The 18,285-nt window shown below is 63.3% G+C and carries 16 protein-coding genes, 1 tRNA gene and 1 pseudogene; 2 read left to right on the top strand and 16 right to left on the bottom strand.

Annotated elements, in window-relative coordinates; translation table 11 throughout:
• Positions 1–1,489: 1,489 nt before the first annotated feature.
• The 4 genes and pseudogenes from FOM02_RS33260 to FOM02_RS33245 form a co-directional block, all read right to left on the bottom strand.
• Positions 1,490–1,963, bottom strand: a complete 474-nt coding sequence (locus FOM02_RS33260) for a Crp/Fnr family transcriptional regulator (RefSeq protein ID WP_027561459.1) — start codon at positions 1,961–1,963, stop codon at positions 1,490–1,492.
• A 130-nt stretch (positions 1,964–2,093) separates the two neighbouring features.
• Positions 2,094–2,726, bottom strand: coding sequence for a ferric reductase-like transmembrane domain-containing protein (locus tag FOM02_RS33255; RefSeq protein WP_027561460.1), 633 nt, complete (start codon positions 2,724–2,726; stop codon positions 2,094–2,096).
• A 12-nt stretch (positions 2,727–2,738) separates the two neighbouring features.
• A pseudogene (locus FOM02_RS33250) lies at positions 2,739–3,226 on the bottom strand (Twin-arginine translocation pathway signal).
• 200 nt (positions 3,227–3,426) lie between these two features.
• On the bottom strand, positions 3,427–3,603 hold the full coding sequence (locus FOM02_RS33245) for a hypothetical protein (RefSeq protein ID WP_167336542.1): 177 nt from the start codon (positions 3,601–3,603) through the stop codon (positions 3,427–3,429).
• A 255-nt stretch (positions 3,604–3,858) separates the two neighbouring features.
• On the opposite strand from FOM02_RS33245, the gene FOM02_RS33240 reads away from it, so the two are divergent.
• On the top strand, positions 3,859–4,875 hold the full coding sequence (locus FOM02_RS33240) for an LLM class flavin-dependent oxidoreductase (RefSeq protein WP_265440610.1): 1,017 nt from the start codon (positions 3,859–3,861) through the stop codon (positions 4,873–4,875).
• A 1,152-nt stretch (positions 4,876–6,027) separates the two neighbouring features.
• Here FOM02_RS33240 and FOM02_RS33235 read toward each other — a convergent pair.
• The 11 genes from FOM02_RS33235 to FOM02_RS33185 all read right to left on the bottom strand — a co-directional run bounded on the left by FOM02_RS33235 (position 6,028) and on the right by FOM02_RS33185 (position 15,992).
• The gene (locus FOM02_RS33235; protein ID WP_265440609.1) at positions 6,028–6,369 is read right to left on the bottom strand and encodes a hypothetical protein; all 342 of its coding nucleotides are present in this window, start codon (positions 6,367–6,369) and stop codon (positions 6,028–6,030) included.
• Between the two features lie 36 nt (positions 6,370–6,405).
• Entirely contained in the window at positions 6,406–6,636 is a 231-nt protein-coding gene (locus FOM02_RS33230; RefSeq protein WP_265440608.1) for a hypothetical protein, read from the bottom strand.
• Positions 6,637–6,700: 64 nt separating this feature from the next.
• Positions 6,701–7,126 (bottom strand): hypothetical protein, encoded by a 426-nt coding sequence (locus tag FOM02_RS33225; protein ID WP_265440607.1) that lies wholly within the window; start codon positions 7,124–7,126, stop codon positions 6,701–6,703.
• 75 nt (positions 7,127–7,201) lie between these two features.
• Positions 7,202–8,389 (bottom strand): DUF4043 family protein, encoded by a 1,188-nt coding sequence (locus FOM02_RS33220; protein ID WP_265440606.1) that lies wholly within the window; start codon positions 8,387–8,389, stop codon positions 7,202–7,204.
• A 44-nt stretch (positions 8,390–8,433) separates the two neighbouring features.
• Complete coding sequence (locus FOM02_RS33215; RefSeq protein ID WP_265440605.1) at positions 8,434–9,303, bottom strand: hypothetical protein; 870 nt, start codon at positions 9,301–9,303, stop codon at positions 8,434–8,436.
• 142 nt (positions 9,304–9,445) lie between these two features.
• Positions 9,446–9,523 (bottom strand) — tRNA-Met (locus FOM02_RS33210).
• Positions 9,524–9,601: 78 nt separating this feature from the next.
• Positions 9,602–11,704, bottom strand: coding sequence for a hypothetical protein (locus tag FOM02_RS33205; RefSeq protein WP_265440604.1), 2,103 nt, complete (start codon positions 11,702–11,704; stop codon positions 9,602–9,604).
• Positions 11,701–13,146: a phage terminase large subunit gene (gene terL / locus FOM02_RS33200; protein WP_265440603.1), complete on the bottom strand. Its 1,446-nt coding sequence runs from the start codon at positions 13,144–13,146 to the stop codon at positions 11,701–11,703. Before terL ends, FOM02_RS33205 begins: the two co-directional genes overlap by 4 nt.
• Before the next feature lie 480 nt (positions 13,147–13,626).
• Positions 13,627–15,315 (bottom strand): hypothetical protein, encoded by a 1,689-nt coding sequence (locus tag FOM02_RS33195; RefSeq protein WP_265440602.1) that lies wholly within the window; start codon positions 15,313–15,315, stop codon positions 13,627–13,629.
• 121 nt (positions 15,316–15,436) lie between these two features.
• A complete protein-coding gene (locus FOM02_RS33190; protein WP_265440601.1) occupies positions 15,437–15,748 on the bottom strand; it encodes a hypothetical protein in 312 nt (103 codons plus the stop codon).
• Complete coding sequence (locus FOM02_RS33185; protein ID WP_265440600.1) at positions 15,741–15,992, bottom strand: hypothetical protein; 252 nt, start codon at positions 15,990–15,992, stop codon at positions 15,741–15,743. Before FOM02_RS33185 ends, FOM02_RS33190 begins: the two co-directional genes overlap by 8 nt.
• Positions 15,993–16,821: 829 nt before the next feature.
• Between FOM02_RS33185 and FOM02_RS33180 the strand changes: the two genes are divergently transcribed.
• The gene (locus tag FOM02_RS33180) at positions 16,822–17,562 is read left to right on the top strand and encodes a hypothetical protein (RefSeq protein ID WP_265440599.1); all 741 of its coding nucleotides are present in this window, start codon (positions 16,822–16,824) and stop codon (positions 17,560–17,562) included.
• Between the two features lie 226 nt (positions 17,563–17,788).
• Here FOM02_RS33180 and FOM02_RS33175 read toward each other — a convergent pair whose 3' ends face one another.
• On the bottom strand, positions 17,789–18,271 hold the full coding sequence (locus FOM02_RS33175) for a hypothetical protein (RefSeq protein WP_265440598.1): 483 nt from the start codon (positions 18,269–18,271) through the stop codon (positions 17,789–17,791).
• Positions 18,272–18,285: the final 14 nt, after the last annotated feature.

Raw genomic sequence — 18,285 nt, 5'->3', positions numbered from 1 at the left:
TCGCGAATTGGCGATGTCTAGAGGCCCGGTTGAGCCTCGATCCATCTCCGCAAGGCTTGACCGTAGCAACGACGGTCAGAACCACGCGCTTTCGCCGTACGCAGCTGGCCCGGCTTGGCTTGAGTAGCTTCGCCGGACACAGCGCCGTCCGTCTGCACGGAGCAAAGACCTCACGAGGTTCATCTCGCCCTGGTCCCGCATACCCATGCCTGGCGCTGCCGCGTCCACCGCACCCCGATCCACGTTCGACACGACGTACGATCGCCCCTCTCCGGGGATCGGGATGGCGAGATATTGCCGCAAATCCGAATTTCGGTAAAGTGGAATATTTTCGCAGGAGGGGATTGACGGGTTTTGGCGCGCAGGGGATGTGTTGCCCGACGGGTCGAGATTGCACCGCGCAGGTAAGGTTAATTCTTCCTTTCGATTGTCGGTAAAATTTTATCCATTATCGTCCTTGCCGTGGATGACGAGCAAGAGGCGTCGATAGTGTTTGCGTGTTGCCTGATCGTGACTGGGATTGCGTTGCTTCTGTCCGGCATAGTTGCCTTCGGTTTTCATAGAAATTCGCTGCACTCCTTGGCGTTGCTGTAATCGCATCAGAGAACCGGCTCCTACGCACGATCAATCCGCTTCGCCGATTTGATGTCCGGCAAACCGATCATCGTCCCGGCGCCGCTCGTAGGATGGGTAGAGCAAAGCGAAACCCATCAAGGGCTCGTGCGAACATGCAAAATGATGGGTTTCGCTTCGCTCTACCCATCCTACGCACTGGCAGGTTCATTGATGTCCACGGCTCTCTTGGCGTCCTGCGCAAAAGACACCGTCACGACGCTTTGCATGATCAAGGCGAGGATCAAGGAACGGGCGCGCATGAGCGCGTCTCCAACGCATCTCCTGCACCACAACCTGGAATATATTGCACGAATCCGCGAAGCAGGGAGTTGCGGCCCATCGACGCGCGCGAGCTGTGGCCTGGCCCCTTACCGGCATTTGAACTGCGCCGCTTGAGGCGCGCCCCCGCCACGGACCATGTGGTGACGAGCATTTGAAATATGCAGCCGCACTGTCCGTTTGCCCTCCAAATTCGTAGTGATAGTGTCGTGTTTCGCGGTCTGTCCGGGAGGACACAATGGGATGGTTTGACGGGCTGTTTGGAAGGACGTCGGCGCCTGCGACCCCACTCCTTGCGAGATTCAGGCGGAAATCACGGGCACCAACTGATCCTGATCTTCTGAAGATTGCCAAAGACCGAAAAGGGCATGTTTCGAAGAGAGCCGTGAGAGACGAATATAATCGGCTGCTCCTGGAGAAGTACGCGCACGATAAGTCGTGACTTCCAGCTAGCAGGACGGGCGGAGCGACTTGCCCGCCGGAGCTCAACGAGCGAAGGCGGAAGCGAGTGTCGTCGACGCCTTGCTGGGTGATGAAACGGTTCCGTGGCGAAGCAGGATGGGTTTCGCAAGTGCTCTAACCGTCCTACGAGTGATCAATTGCCATCACCCACCCGCCCGGCGAACCGATCATCGGCCCTTCGCAGCCGCCGGCACAGCTCGCGATTGATGTTCTGCAGAACGATCACGTAGGCGTGGATGTCGGCCTTGTAGCAGGCGTAGAGATTGTGGGCGGTCAGCTCGTACAGCACCGTCGGCATCTCCGCGATCACCGTGGCGGAGCGGTTCTGCATTTCGATCAGCGTCATCTCGCCGAAGAAATCACCAGGCTCCAGAACGGAGATCGGGACGACGCTCCCTGCAGTCGCTCGTTTGCTCACCGCGAGGCGACCGGACTTGACGATGAACATCGAGCGTCCCGGCTCGCCTTCCGCGACGACAATTGCGCCGGCCCCGAAGCGGCGCTCGACCAGCATCGACATCAGGAGCTCGAGGCTGGGGTCCGCAAGACCGCCGAAGAATGGCGTTGCGAGCAGGAACGCTTTCAGGTCGGGGGCAGTGACAGCCATTGCGCGAGGATACGCCCCGCCGCAATCTGCGGCAAGCAAAGCGCAGCTCGTAGGATGGGTAGAGCGAAGCGAAACCCATCATGCTTCCGCGCGGACAAAGTGCGATGGGTTTCGCTTCGCTCTACCCAACCTATGCGGGCTCACTGCCGCGCAGCGTCCTTCGCTTTCGCCACACCTGAAGATCAATCATGGCCTTGACGGTCGCCGCAAGCACCAGCGCACACAACGCCGCCTTCGAGATCGTCTCCATCGTCCCCTCGATCAGCAGGCAATGGGCGACGCTGCCGGCGACGATGACGACCGCCAGCGGCATATGAACGAAGCGCCAGGTTCGCGGCCGCAGGCCCAATCGCCGGCGCAGGAGGGCCAGTAGCGCGACGGCGAAGATGGCCCACATGGCGGTGACGCCAAAGGGAGAGAATGGCGTCGGCGATGTGTAGGTCAGCGCGTCGATCATATCAGGTGGACTGGTGACCCAGAGGCCGGCGACGTGGATCACGATCGCCAGCGCAAGCGCGCCGCCGATCCAGTGATGCGCACGCCGTCCGCGATAGGCCGAGAACCCCGGCAGATATCCACCGATCAGCAGGGGCTGAACGAGCACGAGCGCGAGGGCAACGATCCCGGCGAAGCCGGCGAGGATGTAGACCGGACCGCGCCATGCGAGTTGCTCGCTTGTTGCGGCGGCGGCGATCGGCACGCCAATGACTAAAGCAAGGGCAACCCAGATCAGGATCACCCGGGCGAGCTTCCACCCCGTCATTCGCTGGTTCGCTCAGGCGGACTGAAGGACGAAGTGCGCCTCGAGGCTGGTTTCCTTCGGGCTCCGCATCACCGGCCGCAGGAACACGGTCTTGAATTCACCGCTGTCATAGGCGAGGTGACCGTGCGGCTGGCCGAAGATCGGAATGATCTGCGGCATCTCGAGGCGGAACTTGCCATCCTTGTCGGTGAGCGTGGCGCCGTGACTTTGCGGCTCGTGCTCCTGGCCTTCGACCGTGTGCGCCCAGATCTGGATGCGCTGTCCGGCGAGCGGCGCCCCGTCGCCGGCGCGCGCACGGTGCCGCTCATCCAGAAGCCGCCCTTGCCGATCCGCTCCACGATCGGCGCGCCCCTGCGATAATTGTTCGCCCCGCCCGACATGGTTTCGGTCGGCGCGAGGCCTTCGGCACGGGCGGGCACCAAAAGCCCGGATGCGCCGGCTGCAAGGAGAGTGCCGCCGGCGGCGAGGAGGGTGCGGCGGTTAAAGACGACCGTGGTCATGTCAGGTCCTCCGGGCGACCGTGCAATGGCTTGGCTCCGGCAAGGGTACAACAACAGGCGCAAAACGCCCAGTTGAGACAAAGGGCGCCATAGGTCGCAATAACAGGGTTGTGAACGAAGGCCGCGTCGTCGCAAACGGACGCCAAACGACATGGCGACCGCGGGTCTTGCCCTTATCCATCTACCAAGAAAGGCGCCGTTCAGCCACGCTTGCCCTGTCCTCGTTCAAGGCGGAGCCTTTGTGCTCTCATGCGCTTGATCTCTTCGTTGAGAGCGTCGGTTTTTTCATCGAGGCGTGAATTCTCTGATTTCGGCTCGTCGCGCTGACGTATCTTTTCGAGCGCTTTCTCAACCGAGAGCTTGGTCGAATCGGCCATGACATCTCTCCTGGAAGAAAATCGAAGCAGCCAATGCCGGCAATGAAAATGAAGCCAGGTTCCGAATGTTGACGTAGGTCAAACCTGCGCGGAAGTCCGCTGGATCGAAAACGTCGGCCGGGCAGTTCGCCGGTCACCTACGACAATTCCGAATGGTATCGTTGCGTGTCCAATCGCACTGCAACGCTAACATCTGCCCGGGACGGTACTACATATGGAGCCCCGGCGCGCTGCGCCCCTCACCGGACCTCTCGCATGATTCCCTTCTCCGTGCTCGACCTCGCACCCATCCGCCAGGGCGGCGATGCGGCGCAGGCGTTCCGCAATTCGCTCGACCTTGCCCAGCACGCCGAACGCTGGGGCTTCAAGCGCTTCTGGCTGGCCGGGCATCACAACATGACGGGGATCGCGAGCGCGGCGACATCGGTGGTGATCGGGCATGTCGCGGGCGGCACTAAAACCATCCGCGTCGGGTCCGGCGGGATCATGCTGCCGAACCATTCACCGCTTGTCATCGCCGAGCAGTTCGGCACGCTGGAATCGCTTTATCCCGGGCGGATCGATCTCGGCCTTGGCCGCGCCCCGGGCACCGACCAGTTCACGGCGCGGGCCCTGCGGCGCGATCTCGCCACCACGTCCGAGAATTTTCCGCATGACGTGCTGGAATTGCAGGCGCTGCTCGGTGACGTGCAGCCGAACCAGGCGATCCGCGCCGTGCCGGGCATGGGGACGAAGGTGCCGCTCTGGATCCTGGGATCGAGCACGTTTGGCGCGCAGCTTGCGGCCATGCTCGGCCTGCCCTTCGCCTTCGCCTCGCATTTCGCGCCGCAGATGATGATGCCGGCGCTGCGCGAATATCGTGCGCGCTTCGAGCCGTCGGCGCAGCTCGACAAGCCCTATGCGATGATCGGCGTCAACGTGTTCGCCGCCGACAGCGACGCGGAGGCGCAGCGCATGTTCTCCTCACTGCAGCAGCAGTTCATCAACCTGCGCCGCGGCACGCCGGGACCTCTGCCGCCGCCAGTCGAAGACATGGATACGCTGTGGTCGCCGGCCGAGAAGGCCGGCGTCGGGCAGTCGCTGTCCTGCTCCGCGGTCGGCTCGCCCGCCGTGGTGGAAGAGAAATTGAGGGCGCTGATCGCCGAGACCGGCGCGGACGAATTGATGACCACGGGCCAGATCTACAGATCGCGATCTCGGCGTTGGTCTCGTCGGGGTCGTGCCCGGTGGCGTCGCTGGCGCCCTTGGTCAGGTACATTTCGATGGCGTTGATCCGCACCGCGTTCGGAAAGCTGCCGAACGGCCCGGTGTCGATCCGCATCATGATCGGGTTGCCCAGCTCCTTGCGCACCTGCGCGCTGATCTCGCAGAGATTGGCGGCGTCGCTGTCGCCGCACAGCCACTTGCCGAACGCCTGCACCGGATAGAGGCCGCGCCAGTAGGTCTTCAGATAGGACAGCCGCTCGTGCCAAGTGTTGAGGGTGGTGTCGAAAATCCAGCACCATGCCGCGCCCTGCACCACGACGAAGCCGTGGCCGCGCGAGTTGAGGACGCCGACGCGGATGCCGCTCTTGTTCGGCTCGCGCTCGATCAGCGTGTCGAGGTCGGAGTTGGAGATCGGCACGCAGGAATAGCCGTCGAGGCGCGAGACGCGGAAGTCGTCGCCCACCAGGAAAATGCCTTTGCCGAAGCCGTCCTCCGCACCGGCAATCGCCGCAGGCCCAACGATGCCGCGCGCAATCGTCGCGATGTAGGAGAACGGATAGCCGCTGTCGTTCTGGTTGCCCCACACCTCCAGGGAACTCGAGCCGCACAGCAGCAGCTGGCCGTTGGCGAGCGGCACCGGGCGATAGAGCGTGTCGGGCTTGCTCTCGGCGGTCGCGACGTTGAGCGTGTTGATGGCGGTGACGTTGACGTTCGAGGTGCGGGTGGTGCCGTTGCCGTAGGTGAAGACGAAGAAGCCCTTGTGGAACACCACCGCGTTGGGCTGGCCGACATTGGCGTCGGGGTAGGCTACGACCTGATTGGAGCCGTTGATCCAGAACGCGCCGTTGCCGGGCGAGACGAACACCACGTCGGGGTTGCTGGCGTTGTTGCGGACAGCGAAGACGATCTCGGTGCCGGGGACCGAGCCCGGCAGCAGCGTCCCTGCCCCGCCCGCCGAGGTCCACGAATAGACCGCCGAGCCGAACACGCCGTAGAAGATGTTGTTGACCAGCACGCCACCCCGGAAGCGCCCCGAGGGCGCGGTGCCGAATGCACCCAGCCCCGGCACCCTGAACCACGCATACGGCTTGCCTGCGGTCTCCGGCAGCTTCTCCGGGTAGCAGTTGAGCACGCGTCCGCCTGCGGCCTGCGGCTTGAGACCCGGCGCTGTCAGGAGGGGAAACGGGACATCGGTCATCTCAGGTTCGCTTGCGATACCTAGAAATAGTTCGTCGCCAGCACTTCGTAGGTCGGCGTCTGCGCGATCAGGTAGCGCAGCCGCATCTCGTGCTGCTGCACGGCGACCAGATCGAGCGGCTGGTTGGAGAACTCGGCGGCGGCATAGATCGCGACAAGGCGCGCCACCGTCTCGAACACGAGGTTGGGGATCTCGTCGCGGTCGCCGATGGCCACGATCTTGGCGATCTCGGCGAGCACGTCGTCGATGCACTTGTCGATGGTCGCGTGCTCGACATCGCCGAGTGCCTCGCCCGGCACATATTTGCCGAGGATCGCGGCGGCCTTGTTGATCAGCTCCTCAGCCGTGTGGGTCTCGGCCATCCCGGTTGCTCCCCGAAAAAAGACCGCTCGCGCGGGCTACTTCTTGTGATGTGCCTTGCCGGTCTCGTCGGGCGGATCGTGCTTCTCGGTGTACTCGGCGACGCCCTCCACCTTCAGCATGCCGCCCGAAGCCTTCTGCAGGCGCGCCATCAGCGCGTCGTCGCAGATCACGGTGTCGGCCTTACCGGTCACCAGCGTGGTGCCGCCGATGTCGAGCGTCTTCGCTTCACCGGGCGGCGCGGTGTACGTCACAGTTGCTTTCTTCATTGCCGTTCCCTTTGCGGTATGCGTTCCACATGAAACGAGCCCCGGCATCGCTGCCGGGGCTTGATCACTTCATGTAGCCTTCCATCAGAGCGACGATGGTTGGCGTCGGGCCGAGACCGGTTGCGGCCACCGTTGCGGTCACGAGGATGTCGGTGTCGTCGGTGAACTCATAGAGCACACCGCCCGCCGCCAGCGCGGGCAGAGCCCCGCCCGCCTGCCCGAGGTTGGACGCGGCCATGAAGCGGGCGTTGTTGCCCGCGTCGCCGATGGCGATCATCAGCGTCGTGCCGGTGTCCATGTCGCCCACGGTGCCCTGCCACGATTGCAGCACGAACCCCTTGGGCACCCGGAGGATTGCGGTCTGGGCGTTGAGCGCCACGTCGCCAGCGACGAACGTGACAGCGGGGCCGCCGAACACCTTCTTGGTGCGGGCAAAACCCTGACCGCCAGCTTGCGGCTGACGGTATGCAGTGCGAGGACCCATGATCATGATCTCTTCGTTCGAGAAAAATCCGCGCGGGCGGGTCCGTCCGCGCGGTCGCTGTTGTGGTCGGTGTCAGGTCGATCAGGTCGTGGCGACAAACCCGGTGACCATGCCCCAATCGACGAGATCGCCGACGGTCGCGCCGGACGCCGTGAGCGGCGCCTTTGCGATCTTGCCGACGCCGTACTGCGCCTCGATGCCGAGGCCGGTGACGAAGTCGTAGTCGCCGTCCTCCAGCTGCGTTGGGCGCGGCATCTGGCCGGTCGCGTAGGCCAGTGCAGCCTGACCGCAGAGGAAGAACGGCTCGACGTTCGCCGACGCGGTGCCGATGGCGCCGAGGTTCAGACGCTGCGTGATCTCGGGAATGTTCTTGTAGAGGATGCCGTCATAGAGCAGCGCGCCGCCCGTGAAGATCGGGTTGGCGCTGGTGGGGTTGCCCTCACGCGCCCGAGCATCGCGGTTCGCCTGATACATGACCGGGTCGTTCTGCAACGAGCGGAACGCACCGTCGCCGAGGAAACAGACGAACATCTCCTCATCCAGCTCCTCGATCTCCCACGGCGTGATCTTGGGGCGGCCGTTATAGACGCCCGGATTGGCCGAGGAGACACCCGACTGCTTCGCCTTCTGCTTGGCGAGCGAGCCAACGGCAGCGGTCATGATGTCGTTGGTGGTGTCGAGCAGCAGTGCCGCCGCCGCGAAGGTGGACGGCACGGACGCAGCAGGCACGGTGCCGAACTGGACGCGGTCATAGTTCGCGTTCATCCAGCTGTCCTTCTGGCCCGAGGTCGCCGCCGACCACTTGATGCCGTTGACGCGGTTGCCGGGAACGCCGAAGCGGTTCGCCTGCACGGCGGCGGTCGGGATCGACAGCAGCGCGTCCGTGAGATCGTCACGAACGACGCGGCGCGACCAGCCACGGAGCAGATCACGCGCGGTCGAGCGGACGTTGAACGACGACTCCTTGTTCGAGGCGCGGTTGTTCGCAACGGCGTTGCGAGCCCAGTCCGCCCAGATCGGGAAGCCGTAGCTGTCCAGCATCTCCTCATTGCCGCGCAGGGTGCCAGCACCCACGCCGTCACCCGACATCTGGTTGACGAGCGGGATGTTGACCTGCTTGCCGTCACTTTCGAGATCGGCGAGGCGCACGATGACGTTCGTGGAGCTGTCGCCCATGAACGCATCGAAACGCGAGCGCCGCAGGAAGTCCGAGATCACCTGACGGCGAAACTTGATGACCTCGTTATTGACGTGGTTGGAAGTAAGCATAGCCGCTCACCATGGGTGATGCGCGGCGCGTCCTTGTTGTGGGTTCAGCGCCGCTTTGCCTGAGTTGCGGCCCGGAACAGTTCTGCGTCGGAGGGTTCGACGATCTGAGCGTCACCTCCACCGGCACCGATGTTGCCGAGCGATGGAGAGGCGACCGCAGGCTTGACGACGGCAGGACGAGCGACGTGTGCGCCGTTCGTGGCTGCCTGACCTTTCGCAGCTTCGATGGCACGAGCCCGGTATTCGGGGTCGGCCAAGGCTTCTTCGAGAATGCGCTTTCTGTAGGCGTCGAGATCACCACCAACGTTGCGCAGCGTCTCGCCGTCCTGGTGCCACTTGACGATGACACCGTATGGATCATGCGAGGACATTGCCCGCTGGTAGGTGCCCCACGCGTGCGGATCACCGCGCGCCATGCCCTGTTCGAGGGCCTGACGTGCGGAGCCGACCCTCTCCTCACCATGCCGCTGCAGGGCGAAGTCGAGGGACATCGCTTCACGCTGCATCTGGAATTGCGACTGGATGGTTTCGAGGTACGGCTTCAGCTCCTGCTGCACGAACCCCGATGGGTTTTCGAACAGGTCAACGCGCTGGGGCTGTTGCGGCTGCTGCTGTTGCGGCTGTTGCCGCGCCAGCATCGCCATCTGCGCCCGCAGATCGTCGCGCTCACGTTCGGCCCTGCGCCGCGCTTCGGCCTCCTCGCGCAAACGGCCCGGAGGAACGGGCGCGTTGTCGTCGGGCTTGGCCTCAGCCTTGACTTCGGGCTTCACCTCCGGTGCGGCAGGAGCTGCGGGTTTTTCCGGCTCCTTGACGGGTGGCGGGTTCTCGAACTTTGCAAGCGTGTCGGCAGCGACAGCTTCGTTGAACAAAGCATTCTCGTCGGGCGCGTCAGCGCCCTGCGTAATGTCAGTCATGCCTTCTGGTCTCCCCGGAATGTCGTTTCCGGCAAACGTGGCCCGGCTATCGCGACGAGCGGCGTGGTGAGACATCCCTCTCACGGGGCGATGCGATCTCGCTCGCATCGGGCGTGTGCGTGATCTCGTTCACGCGGACGAATGGTTGCGGGAGGACGGATTTGAACCGCCGACCTTCTGGTTATGAGCCAGACGAGCTACCGGGCTGCTCTACCCCGCAAAACTGTTGCGGACGCGGGGACAGGCCGCGTCCGCCCGCCACCGGCTCCTGCACGGAACAAGGCCAGCGACGGTTTGGTTATTGCTGCGCGGGCCGACGAGCTGCAGCGAGGCGCGCGATGCGCTCCTGCGCGGCCCGGTCGGCCTCGCGGTGATAGTTCTCTGCGCCGCGATCTGCGGCGCGGTGGAAGTCCTCGACGCTGCGGTCGGCGATCTTCTGAATGCTGGTGACGAACCGATCCGCGTCGCGGTTCGCATAATCTGCGAGCAGCTGCAGCGGCGTGACGCGGTCCTTGTTGCGCAGCGCCTGCGCCGAGGCGCGCTTGTGCTCCGCGGTCGCCTGCGTCTCCTCGATGTTCGCCATCTGCTCCGCGTAGTCGAGCGGAGACTTCGGTTGCGTCGGATCTTCGGGCGCACCTTCTGCGCGCGCCTTGGCGACGTTGAGGAGCGCGCCGGTCTGAGACTTGCCCGCATCGGCCTGCGCCTTGCCCGCCTGCGCGTTGGCGAGATTGGCTTCCGCCATGGTCTTCTGGATGATGGCGTTCTGCGCCGCCTGCTTCGCCGGATCGGGCTGCGCCAGCATGCCGAGCAGCTTCTTCTTCTCAGACAGCGGCAGATTGGACGCCTCGATGATGAGCTGCGGCGGCACCGGCACGTTGTTCTGGTTCAGCGACATCAAGAGGTCGAAGATGTCGCCCATCACGGTCTCGGTGTCGGGGCCCTCATCGACCTTGATCTCGACATCGATGTTGCCGAGCACGTTGACCAGCATGGGCCGACCATACGGGTCCAGCTCGACGCCGTTGATCTGCATGAACTGCGCGACGTTCTGATCGCCCGTCACGCGCAGGAAACGCTCGCCGGTCCAGTAGCGCTGCGCCGCGCACCAGCAGGCGCGGTAGCGCTCCAGCTTCCACATGCGGAAGTTCTTCAGGAACGGCCCCAGCTCCGCGAGCCCGGCCTGCTGCAGCATGTTCGCCGCGCGCCCGGAGACGTTCTGCCCGAATTCTTGGATCAGCTGCTGGTTCGGCCCGAAGCTGTCGATCTCATTCTTGGCGTCCTCGTAATACTTTGTCTGCTGCAGGAACTCCTGCTCCGGCTGGAGCACCTCCAGCTGCTTGGGGTCGCCGTTATAGACCAGCACGCCATCGGGTCGCGCCGCCTCGCGCCGCGTCACCTCGATGTCGTCCACCGCCCCCTGCGCGATCTTGAGCTGCCGGGTGTTCATGATGTGGATCGCCTTGGAGCGGTGCTGGTTGAGCCCGTCCTGCGGTCCCTTGAGGCGGCGAATGAAGCCGTAGTGGTCGCCGTCGATGTCGATCATGTTGGCGAACGCGCTGTACTTGGAGATCGACATGCCGCGCTCGTTGAAGAACGAGCTGTCGCCGCTCATGATCTCGACGTTGCCCGTGTGTAGGCACCAGCGCCACATCCCTCCCCGCTTGTACCAGTGATCGACGAGCCGCACGCGGTTGCGGCTATCGACCCAGAGGTTCTCGCGGTCGGCGTCGAACGCGGTGAAGTAGCCGCCGTCCGAATTGAGGTTGTCCTTCACCAGCTCCGAGGCGCCGTCGGCGAGCGTGTCCAGCTCGTCGATATCGGCCCATTTGTAGACGCCGTGAAACCGGACATCCTGAAAATTGGAGCGCAGACTGCGCGGGTCGTAGAAGAAGGTGCGCGGGTCAACATAGGCGAAGCGCAGATCGGGGTCGCCCTTGTCGCCGGGCACCAGCATCAACTCATCGACGCCGATGCCATGCACCAGCGCGTCGCGGCAGCACTCGACCTCCAAGTCTTCGGCGAAGGAGGCGTCGTTGATGGTGCGGATCACCTGCGTCGCGACCTCTGCGCCCTGCTCGCCGTTCGGCGTGTTGGGATAGGCCTTGGGGTCGGTGCGCAGGCGGCGGATGGTGCCGGACAGACTGTCGATCTTGCGCCCGGTGCGGTCGAAGGTGATCGGCGGCTGCTGCCGCTTGCGCAGCACCTTGAGCTGGTCGGGCGTCCACTGATCGACATGGTAGTAGCGCCACGACTGCCGCTGCTCCTCGATCTCGCGCGCCTTGGCGTGGCAGTAATCCTCGAACTCACGACGACGGACGATCAGCTTGCTGGCGTTGACATCGTCCGGTCCCATCACGCCCCGCGAATTGTAATTGGCGGTCAGGGCGTCGAGGTTGATCATAGCGTCATGGGGTCCACGTTGTTGCTGCGCCGGTTGGCGCGGTAGCCGTCATTCGGAAGCTTGACCGGAGGCGTCGAACCGGCGCGGCCCTTCACCATCCTATCGAGCAGCTGCCCGACGAGGCCGAGCGCGTCGCCCTGATCGTCGTGCTTGCCGACCCACAGATTGAGAATTTCCGCGAAGAAGTCCGCCGCCCACGGCGCGTTCTTCGGATAGAAGATGCCGTCGAGCGCGAGGCGGCCTTGGATCGAACGCGCCCGCACCGCCTTGTCGCCGCGCGTCGGAAACTGCTCGCGGTTGACCCAGACCCGGCGCTCGCGCATGCGGCGCTCAAGGAACGGACCAACCGACGCCTTGATCTGGCCGGTCTCCTCAGCCCACGCCAGCGGGCGATACTTCTCGACGAGGTCGCAGAACGCCTCGATCCAGACATCGGTCGTGCGCTGGCCGCGCCAGACATCGAGCAAATAGAGATTGTTCAGGTGATCGACGCCGAGCACGATGTGAACGGTGAAGTCGCCGCCGTCCGCCGTCACTGCGTAGTCGCTGGCGCCATAGCAGCGCATCAACGTATGCGCAGGCGCGATGTCGAGCGGCTTGAACCATTGCTGCTTGAAGAAGTCGCCCTCCTCAGGCGCCGGCGCCTGCTGATACAGCGCGCTCCAGACGCGCGGCGGCGTCGTCTCTTTCAGCTCGCGCAGCTGGGCGCCATAGCCGTAGTCGTCGTCGCTCCACAGAAACTCGCCGGGGGCGCGGCCGAGCTGGTCGTTCGCCTTCGCTTCGGCGGGCAGCGAGATCACTTCCCACTTGTCGTGATTGAGCGCGCGGCCCGCGAGGTCGTCCTCGTGCCAGCGGGTCTGGATCAGCAACTGGCGCGCGCCGGGAATGAGACGGGGCCGGAAGTCGTAGAGGTACCACTCCCAGAGCCGCTCGCGGATCACCTCGCTGTCGGCGTCCTCCCTGCTGCGCAAGGGATCATCGATCACGCCGAACAGCGCGCGGAAACCGGCGATGCCGATCCGCGCGCCCGCCGCGAGATACTCGCCGCCCTCCTTGATCGCCCAGCGGCCCGCCGCCTGGTTCTGGTCGTCGGGCGTGATGCCGAGGATCGAGGAGTGCTCCGCGATCAGGTTGCGGACGCGACGACCCCAGCGCTCGGCCAGCTCCGTGGTGTGCGACGCCGCGAGAAACTGCGCCTTCGGATGCTGCGCCATGCACCACGGCGGAAACAGCACCGAGGCGTAGGTGCTTTTCGCCGAGCCGGGCGGCATGAAGATCGCGAGCCGGGGAATATCACCCCGAGCAAGAGCCTCCAGCTTCTCGATCAGCAGCCGGTGGTGACGGGCGGGGCTGTAGCCGTTTGCGATGCACCACTCCGCGAACGACGCGCGGAGCAGCTTCCGCCGCAGGATTTCGCCTGCGGCGTCTTCCGCCGAGATCATTGTTGAAGTAGCGGCCCATCAGATCGAAGGCCGCCACGATTTCCTGTGCGGTGGCCACGCCGTCATAGATGTGGGACACCAAGTCCGGCATCCCGGTCAGACGACTCAGCCTCTTGGCCGACATCCCCGTGATGTCGGTAAACGTATCGACCACTGACATCAGCGCGAAGTGGTGCCGCCCCGTTTCTTCTGGCATCTCTGGCTTCCCTCGCAAGGGAACCCATCAGACGCCATCCAGAAACGTTTCGCAACAAGTACGACAATGCCGGTGAAAAAAGACGGCTGGCCCGGAGTACGTCTTGACTCTCGCATAGAGTACGAGAGCGCTCAGAGATAGTTGCGTGAGGTTTTTACTCGCTCGCCTCCTGAGTGAGGGCGGCGTCGTATCCCGCGAGCAGATCGATGATGTGCTGCTCTTCCGGCTCGATCACCTCAGGCTCCTCGCCCCACCAGTTGATGGCTATGTAGCCTTCGGCGAGTTTACCGATATGTCGATCCCTGTAATGGAGCAATCGCAGTAAGGCCATGTCGTGCCCACTCAGGCGTTCCAATTCCGCCAGCAAGATCGAAGATTGCTTTTCGGGCTTGGTCGATGGAGATGTTGCCACTGTCGTAGGCTCCCCAGATGTCGTCAACCGCAGCGTTATTCTTAGCGGTTTTCCACTTCGCGGGGAATAGCTCGCGGACCGGCTCCCACGTCGCGGACTGACCGGCGCGGCCGAGCAGGCCGACATCCTCCGCGAACTGCCGGGTGGCGTCGTTCACCAGACCGTAAGTTCCCTTGACGCCCGTGATCGCGCTGGAGCGCGCATTGACCGAGCCTGCAGGCCCGCCCGACGCGAGGTGCTGGATCACCGCCTCCGACGCGCCCGACAATGGTCGCAGTTGAGCGGCGGCGACCTGATGGGTGTCGGCCGTCACGTCGCCGAAGCGCGGATCGTTCGGCACCTCGATGTTGTTGTAGAACGAGCGCACCTTGTGCTTCTCGCCGAGCAGCCGCGAAATCGTGTCCATGTCGCCGCCGGACTGGACCGCGCGTACCGCCTTGCCGATGTCGCCGAACGTGCCCCACGCCACCTTGCTGGGATCGCCACTCTGCGTTGTGATCCAGTCGCCGAAGTCACCTTCCGGCAGGATCGAGCGGTAGTTGCGAGTGTTGTGGGCTTCATCGAATGCCCGCACGAACAGCGCCGCATCCTTCGGGTCCACCTGATCGAGCCTCTTGCCGCTGATCGCGCCCAACGCCTCCTCCGCGTCGGGAGCCGCCATCACCTTCGGCTGCGACCTGATCCACGCCTCCATGTCGGAGGTCGCGCGCGGATTGTTCATGACGATGTCGCCGACGCGCTCGCTCAGCGTCGCGTTCATGAACCAGTCCTTTTGCGGCGACAGCGCCGCCAGCGTGGCCGATGCGCTCTGGCGCGGGACGCCCCAGCGCGACGCGAGCGCGTCCGAGATACGATTGGCTCCCTCGTACCAGAGCGGCGCGCGGCTCTTCATCACGTCGGGCGAGTTTTCGTACAGGAACCGCAGATTGTCCTTGGCTTGGCTGACATAGGCGTTTGCCGCTTCGTCGGGAGCCATCTGGGCCAGTCGGCGGAAGCCCGGCGCGCGCGACAGGATCGAGGTGTTGTGCGCGAAGGTCTCGGGATCGAGCTTCATCTCATCGACCCCAATCGACAGATGCTGCCGCAGCGGGTCTTCGGTCGCCTTCACCGCACTCGGGAAGCGCGTCGAGACGCGCGTATCGCCAACAGCGATGGGAATGCGGGCCGCCTCGCGCGCGCCTTTCGCCGCCACGCCAAGCGCAGCAAGCGGCGTCGCCAACATGATGTCGCCGCCGAGCCCGAGCGTCTGAATCGCGGCGTCGCGATAATTGCCACTCAGCAGGTTGCGGCCGAACGACGGCTGATAGCCGCCCTTGAAGTCGGGCAGTAGGCCGAGCACGTCGGCGACGCCTGCGCCAGGCACAAGCCCCGCCGCCATCGATGCAGCGCCAACTCCGCCTTCCAGATCGGATGCACGCCGCGCCTCCGAAACCACCGACCGGCGCAAACGGCGCGCCGCAGCCTCGCGCGCGGCCTCTGCTTCCAGCGTCTGTAGATGGCTCAGCGGTTCGGACACGCCTCCGTGGTAGGAGAGCGCCGAGAGCGGTCCAAATTCCGCCATTGCTCCTCTACCTCAGGTCTCGTTGCCGCAAGCGACTGGTTGACGATTTTCAGATTGGGCACCCACGACGACTGCTTCAGCACGTTGCGGGCGCGGATGATCTCGACGAGATCATCGCGACTCACGACAGCCTCTTGCGGGCTTCCGTGATTGAGTAATTCTGGGCCAGCAGCTTGAAGGTCTGGATTGCACCAGCGCTGTTGGCAAGCGCCCGCCAATCGACCGGCAGCTGATCGCTCAGAAACCGCGCAACGTGCGGCGAGAGCTGCTCGATGTCGTGCTTGCGCAGAAACGTCTTCACCGCCTCGACATTGTCGATGTTCGGGCGCAGCGAGGCCGGGCTGAGTTGGAAAATTACCTGCTCCAGCATCGAGACGCGGGCCTCGAGCCGGGCGATCTGCGCGCGCATCGCGTGGATGGTCTTCTCACCCATCGAGACCCCTCCGCGCGATCTCGCCCACCGAAATGATGACGTGGCGCATGCAGTGCGCCGAGACGCTGTCGAGGCTGATGCCGCCCGCTTCCAGCAGCGCGCGGGCCTTCTTCAGGTCGGGTTCGGGGAAAACTTCCAGCGGATAGGCTTGCGACCACGCCACAATCGACTGCAGCGCGTCCTGCAGATTGTCGATGCGCTCGATCAGCGCGTCGCGGTTGATCTCGTTGTCGAGGTCGATCATCGCCTGTCCTCGATGATTGTTGCCGGACGCGTGGCTGGGGCTGGGGGCGTAGGCCACGCGACCGGCGAGGCCTCGATAACGCCGCCTGAGGGGCGGCCTAAGCGGCATGTCGGGGCGTACCGAAATGTACGCACAAAACGCCCACGTCGCAAAGAGTACTCATAGTCATTTTGTGAGTTTTTTTGCGCCCCGGCATTGCCCGGATACCGGCCCCCGGTATTGCACGGAGGCGAGGCGCATCCGGCGGCCCTATAATCAGGACGGCTGGCAATGATTTGCACAGCCATTGACCACCTGTTTGTAAGTTCTGGAGTGCCTACGTTGTGCGTTGCGTCGAGTTGGCACCCGGGTGTCCAATGATCGTCATGTGCTCACGCTGATTCGCGGAGCACCCAACCCTCAAGCTGTAAAGGAGAATTTATGGAAAGCAGCATGGAAGTGCGGGTCGGGCCGCTGGAGGTCACCGCAGCCGGACTAGTCGGCTGCGGCGCCGCCATCGTGGTGGTCCTGATCATAACTTGGACGACTAAAGCTTGCCCAGCGTTCGTCTTCTAAGCCGATAAGGTCTCACGAAGTCACGTCATGGGCGGTGCGACGCTCTTGACGTGACACCTACGGTAACATGGCCAATCTCATGCGCCTAGCCCGAGTTATCCACGGGTCCGCTGGGCGGGGCTTCTGTTGCCGGGCGACCCTTCCCGAGGGCTTTCTTCACGAGCGTTGGCTAAACGTCCACCTTGACTGCTGCCGACTCTCGCGCCTTTTCATCCGCAACCATTGAACTACACGCAACGCTTGCGCAATCTCAGCTATTCACAGGGGCAAATGCATGTTCAAAATTTTTGAAGAAGAGCCTGCCGAACTGACGATTACTGAGGCGATAGCTGCCGCCTCTTTTGGGTACCTGCTGATAAGCAGCGCGTTCAATACCGGCTACTTCAACAATGTCCCCGGCCATTTTGTCCAGCTTTTCACGCTGCAGGATTTATTCGCTCTAACTCTGCCTGTTATTGAGTACGTCTTCGGCGTCTTCATACTTTACTCTTTGATCAGCATCCTATCGTTTTGGTCGATACACGAGGCTTGGAACGTGCTGAGCGGGAATTTCGAACGAGTTGTCGATGTCTTGTTTAGTGATGCACTTCAATTCAAGCTCGGGATGCTCTTCATAATTGCAATCTCGATGGTATTGACTAGCATCGTAAGCATCATCGGAATTTCCACTTTCGCAGCCCTTGTGCTACCGTCGATCTTCATAAACGGATTGTTGGCGTACATTTATGTTGTCGCTTGGCGAACAGGTCACGTCCGGTACAGAACTGCGCTATGGATTGTTGCCCTTAATGCATGGATGATCGCTTACGCATCCGGCAGCAGTTGGCTCAAGTCGGAGGTCGCCGATCTGAGCGACGTGCAGAGTTTCATTACGAAAGACGGCACCTGCATCGACCGCAAACTCCTGCGCGCGGCTGGTGGTGGCCTGCTACTCTATAATCCCGGCTTGAAGCAGTTCGAGATACGCAGCCGAGATGATTTTAAGACGCTCTATCCTCTTCGTACCTGCACATGAACATGTTTAGTCTACGCCAGCGGCGAACCGGCTCCAGAGGAGCAGTAATCCAATCCGTGCAAGTTTCTGGCGTTGCGGGTGATGGGGTGGGGTTTAAGCGAAAAAGCATGCTTTCCCGCCTAGATTTTTCCCCGCCCCCTCCCCCTGGCCGAGGGGCACGAACGTCACCTCGCCGCAATCACGCCACGCTACACTCAGCGGGGAGCGCAACGGAGAAACGGACGTTTCACTGTTGCGGATCGAGGTCGGTTCGGGTGAATTCGGTCTCGATCACCGCGCCATGAGCACCCGCTTTGCCCGCTGCAATGGCATAAAGCTGCGCATCGGTGAGGGTTTCGAGCTTCAGGCTGTGCTGATGATCGACTGAGCGCACGTCACGCCATTGGTCGGGCGCAATGTTCTTCAGCGCGAAGATCGCGGCGCTCGTCTCCGCGCCCTTGCGCGACCGCAGCAGCTTCAGCTCCCACGCGAGCTGCTGGCCAGCCCTTGCGCGAGACACTGCGTCGGAAAAGTCGGCGTGTCGCTTCACCCACTCGTACACCGTGTCCCGGCTCACCCCGACGACACCGGCGAATGCCCCAAGGCTGATCCCCTCTCGCATCTTCTCGATCACGAGCTGGCAGTATTCCGGTCGATACTCACTCGGCCTGCCGAAAGTCTGGCCGTTCTTGTAGTGGGCTGGCAGCGTAGTTTGCTTGAATGGCGCCACGATTTTCCTCGAAC

The sequence above is a fragment of the Bradyrhizobium sp. SEMIA genome, assembly GCF_014844175.1.
Taxonomy (GTDB): domain Bacteria; phylum Pseudomonadota; class Alphaproteobacteria; order Rhizobiales; family Xanthobacteraceae; genus Bradyrhizobium; species Bradyrhizobium arachidis.
The sequence above is the reverse complement of the archived record's forward strand: the minus strand, read 5'-3'. Positions and strand labels throughout refer to the sequence as shown.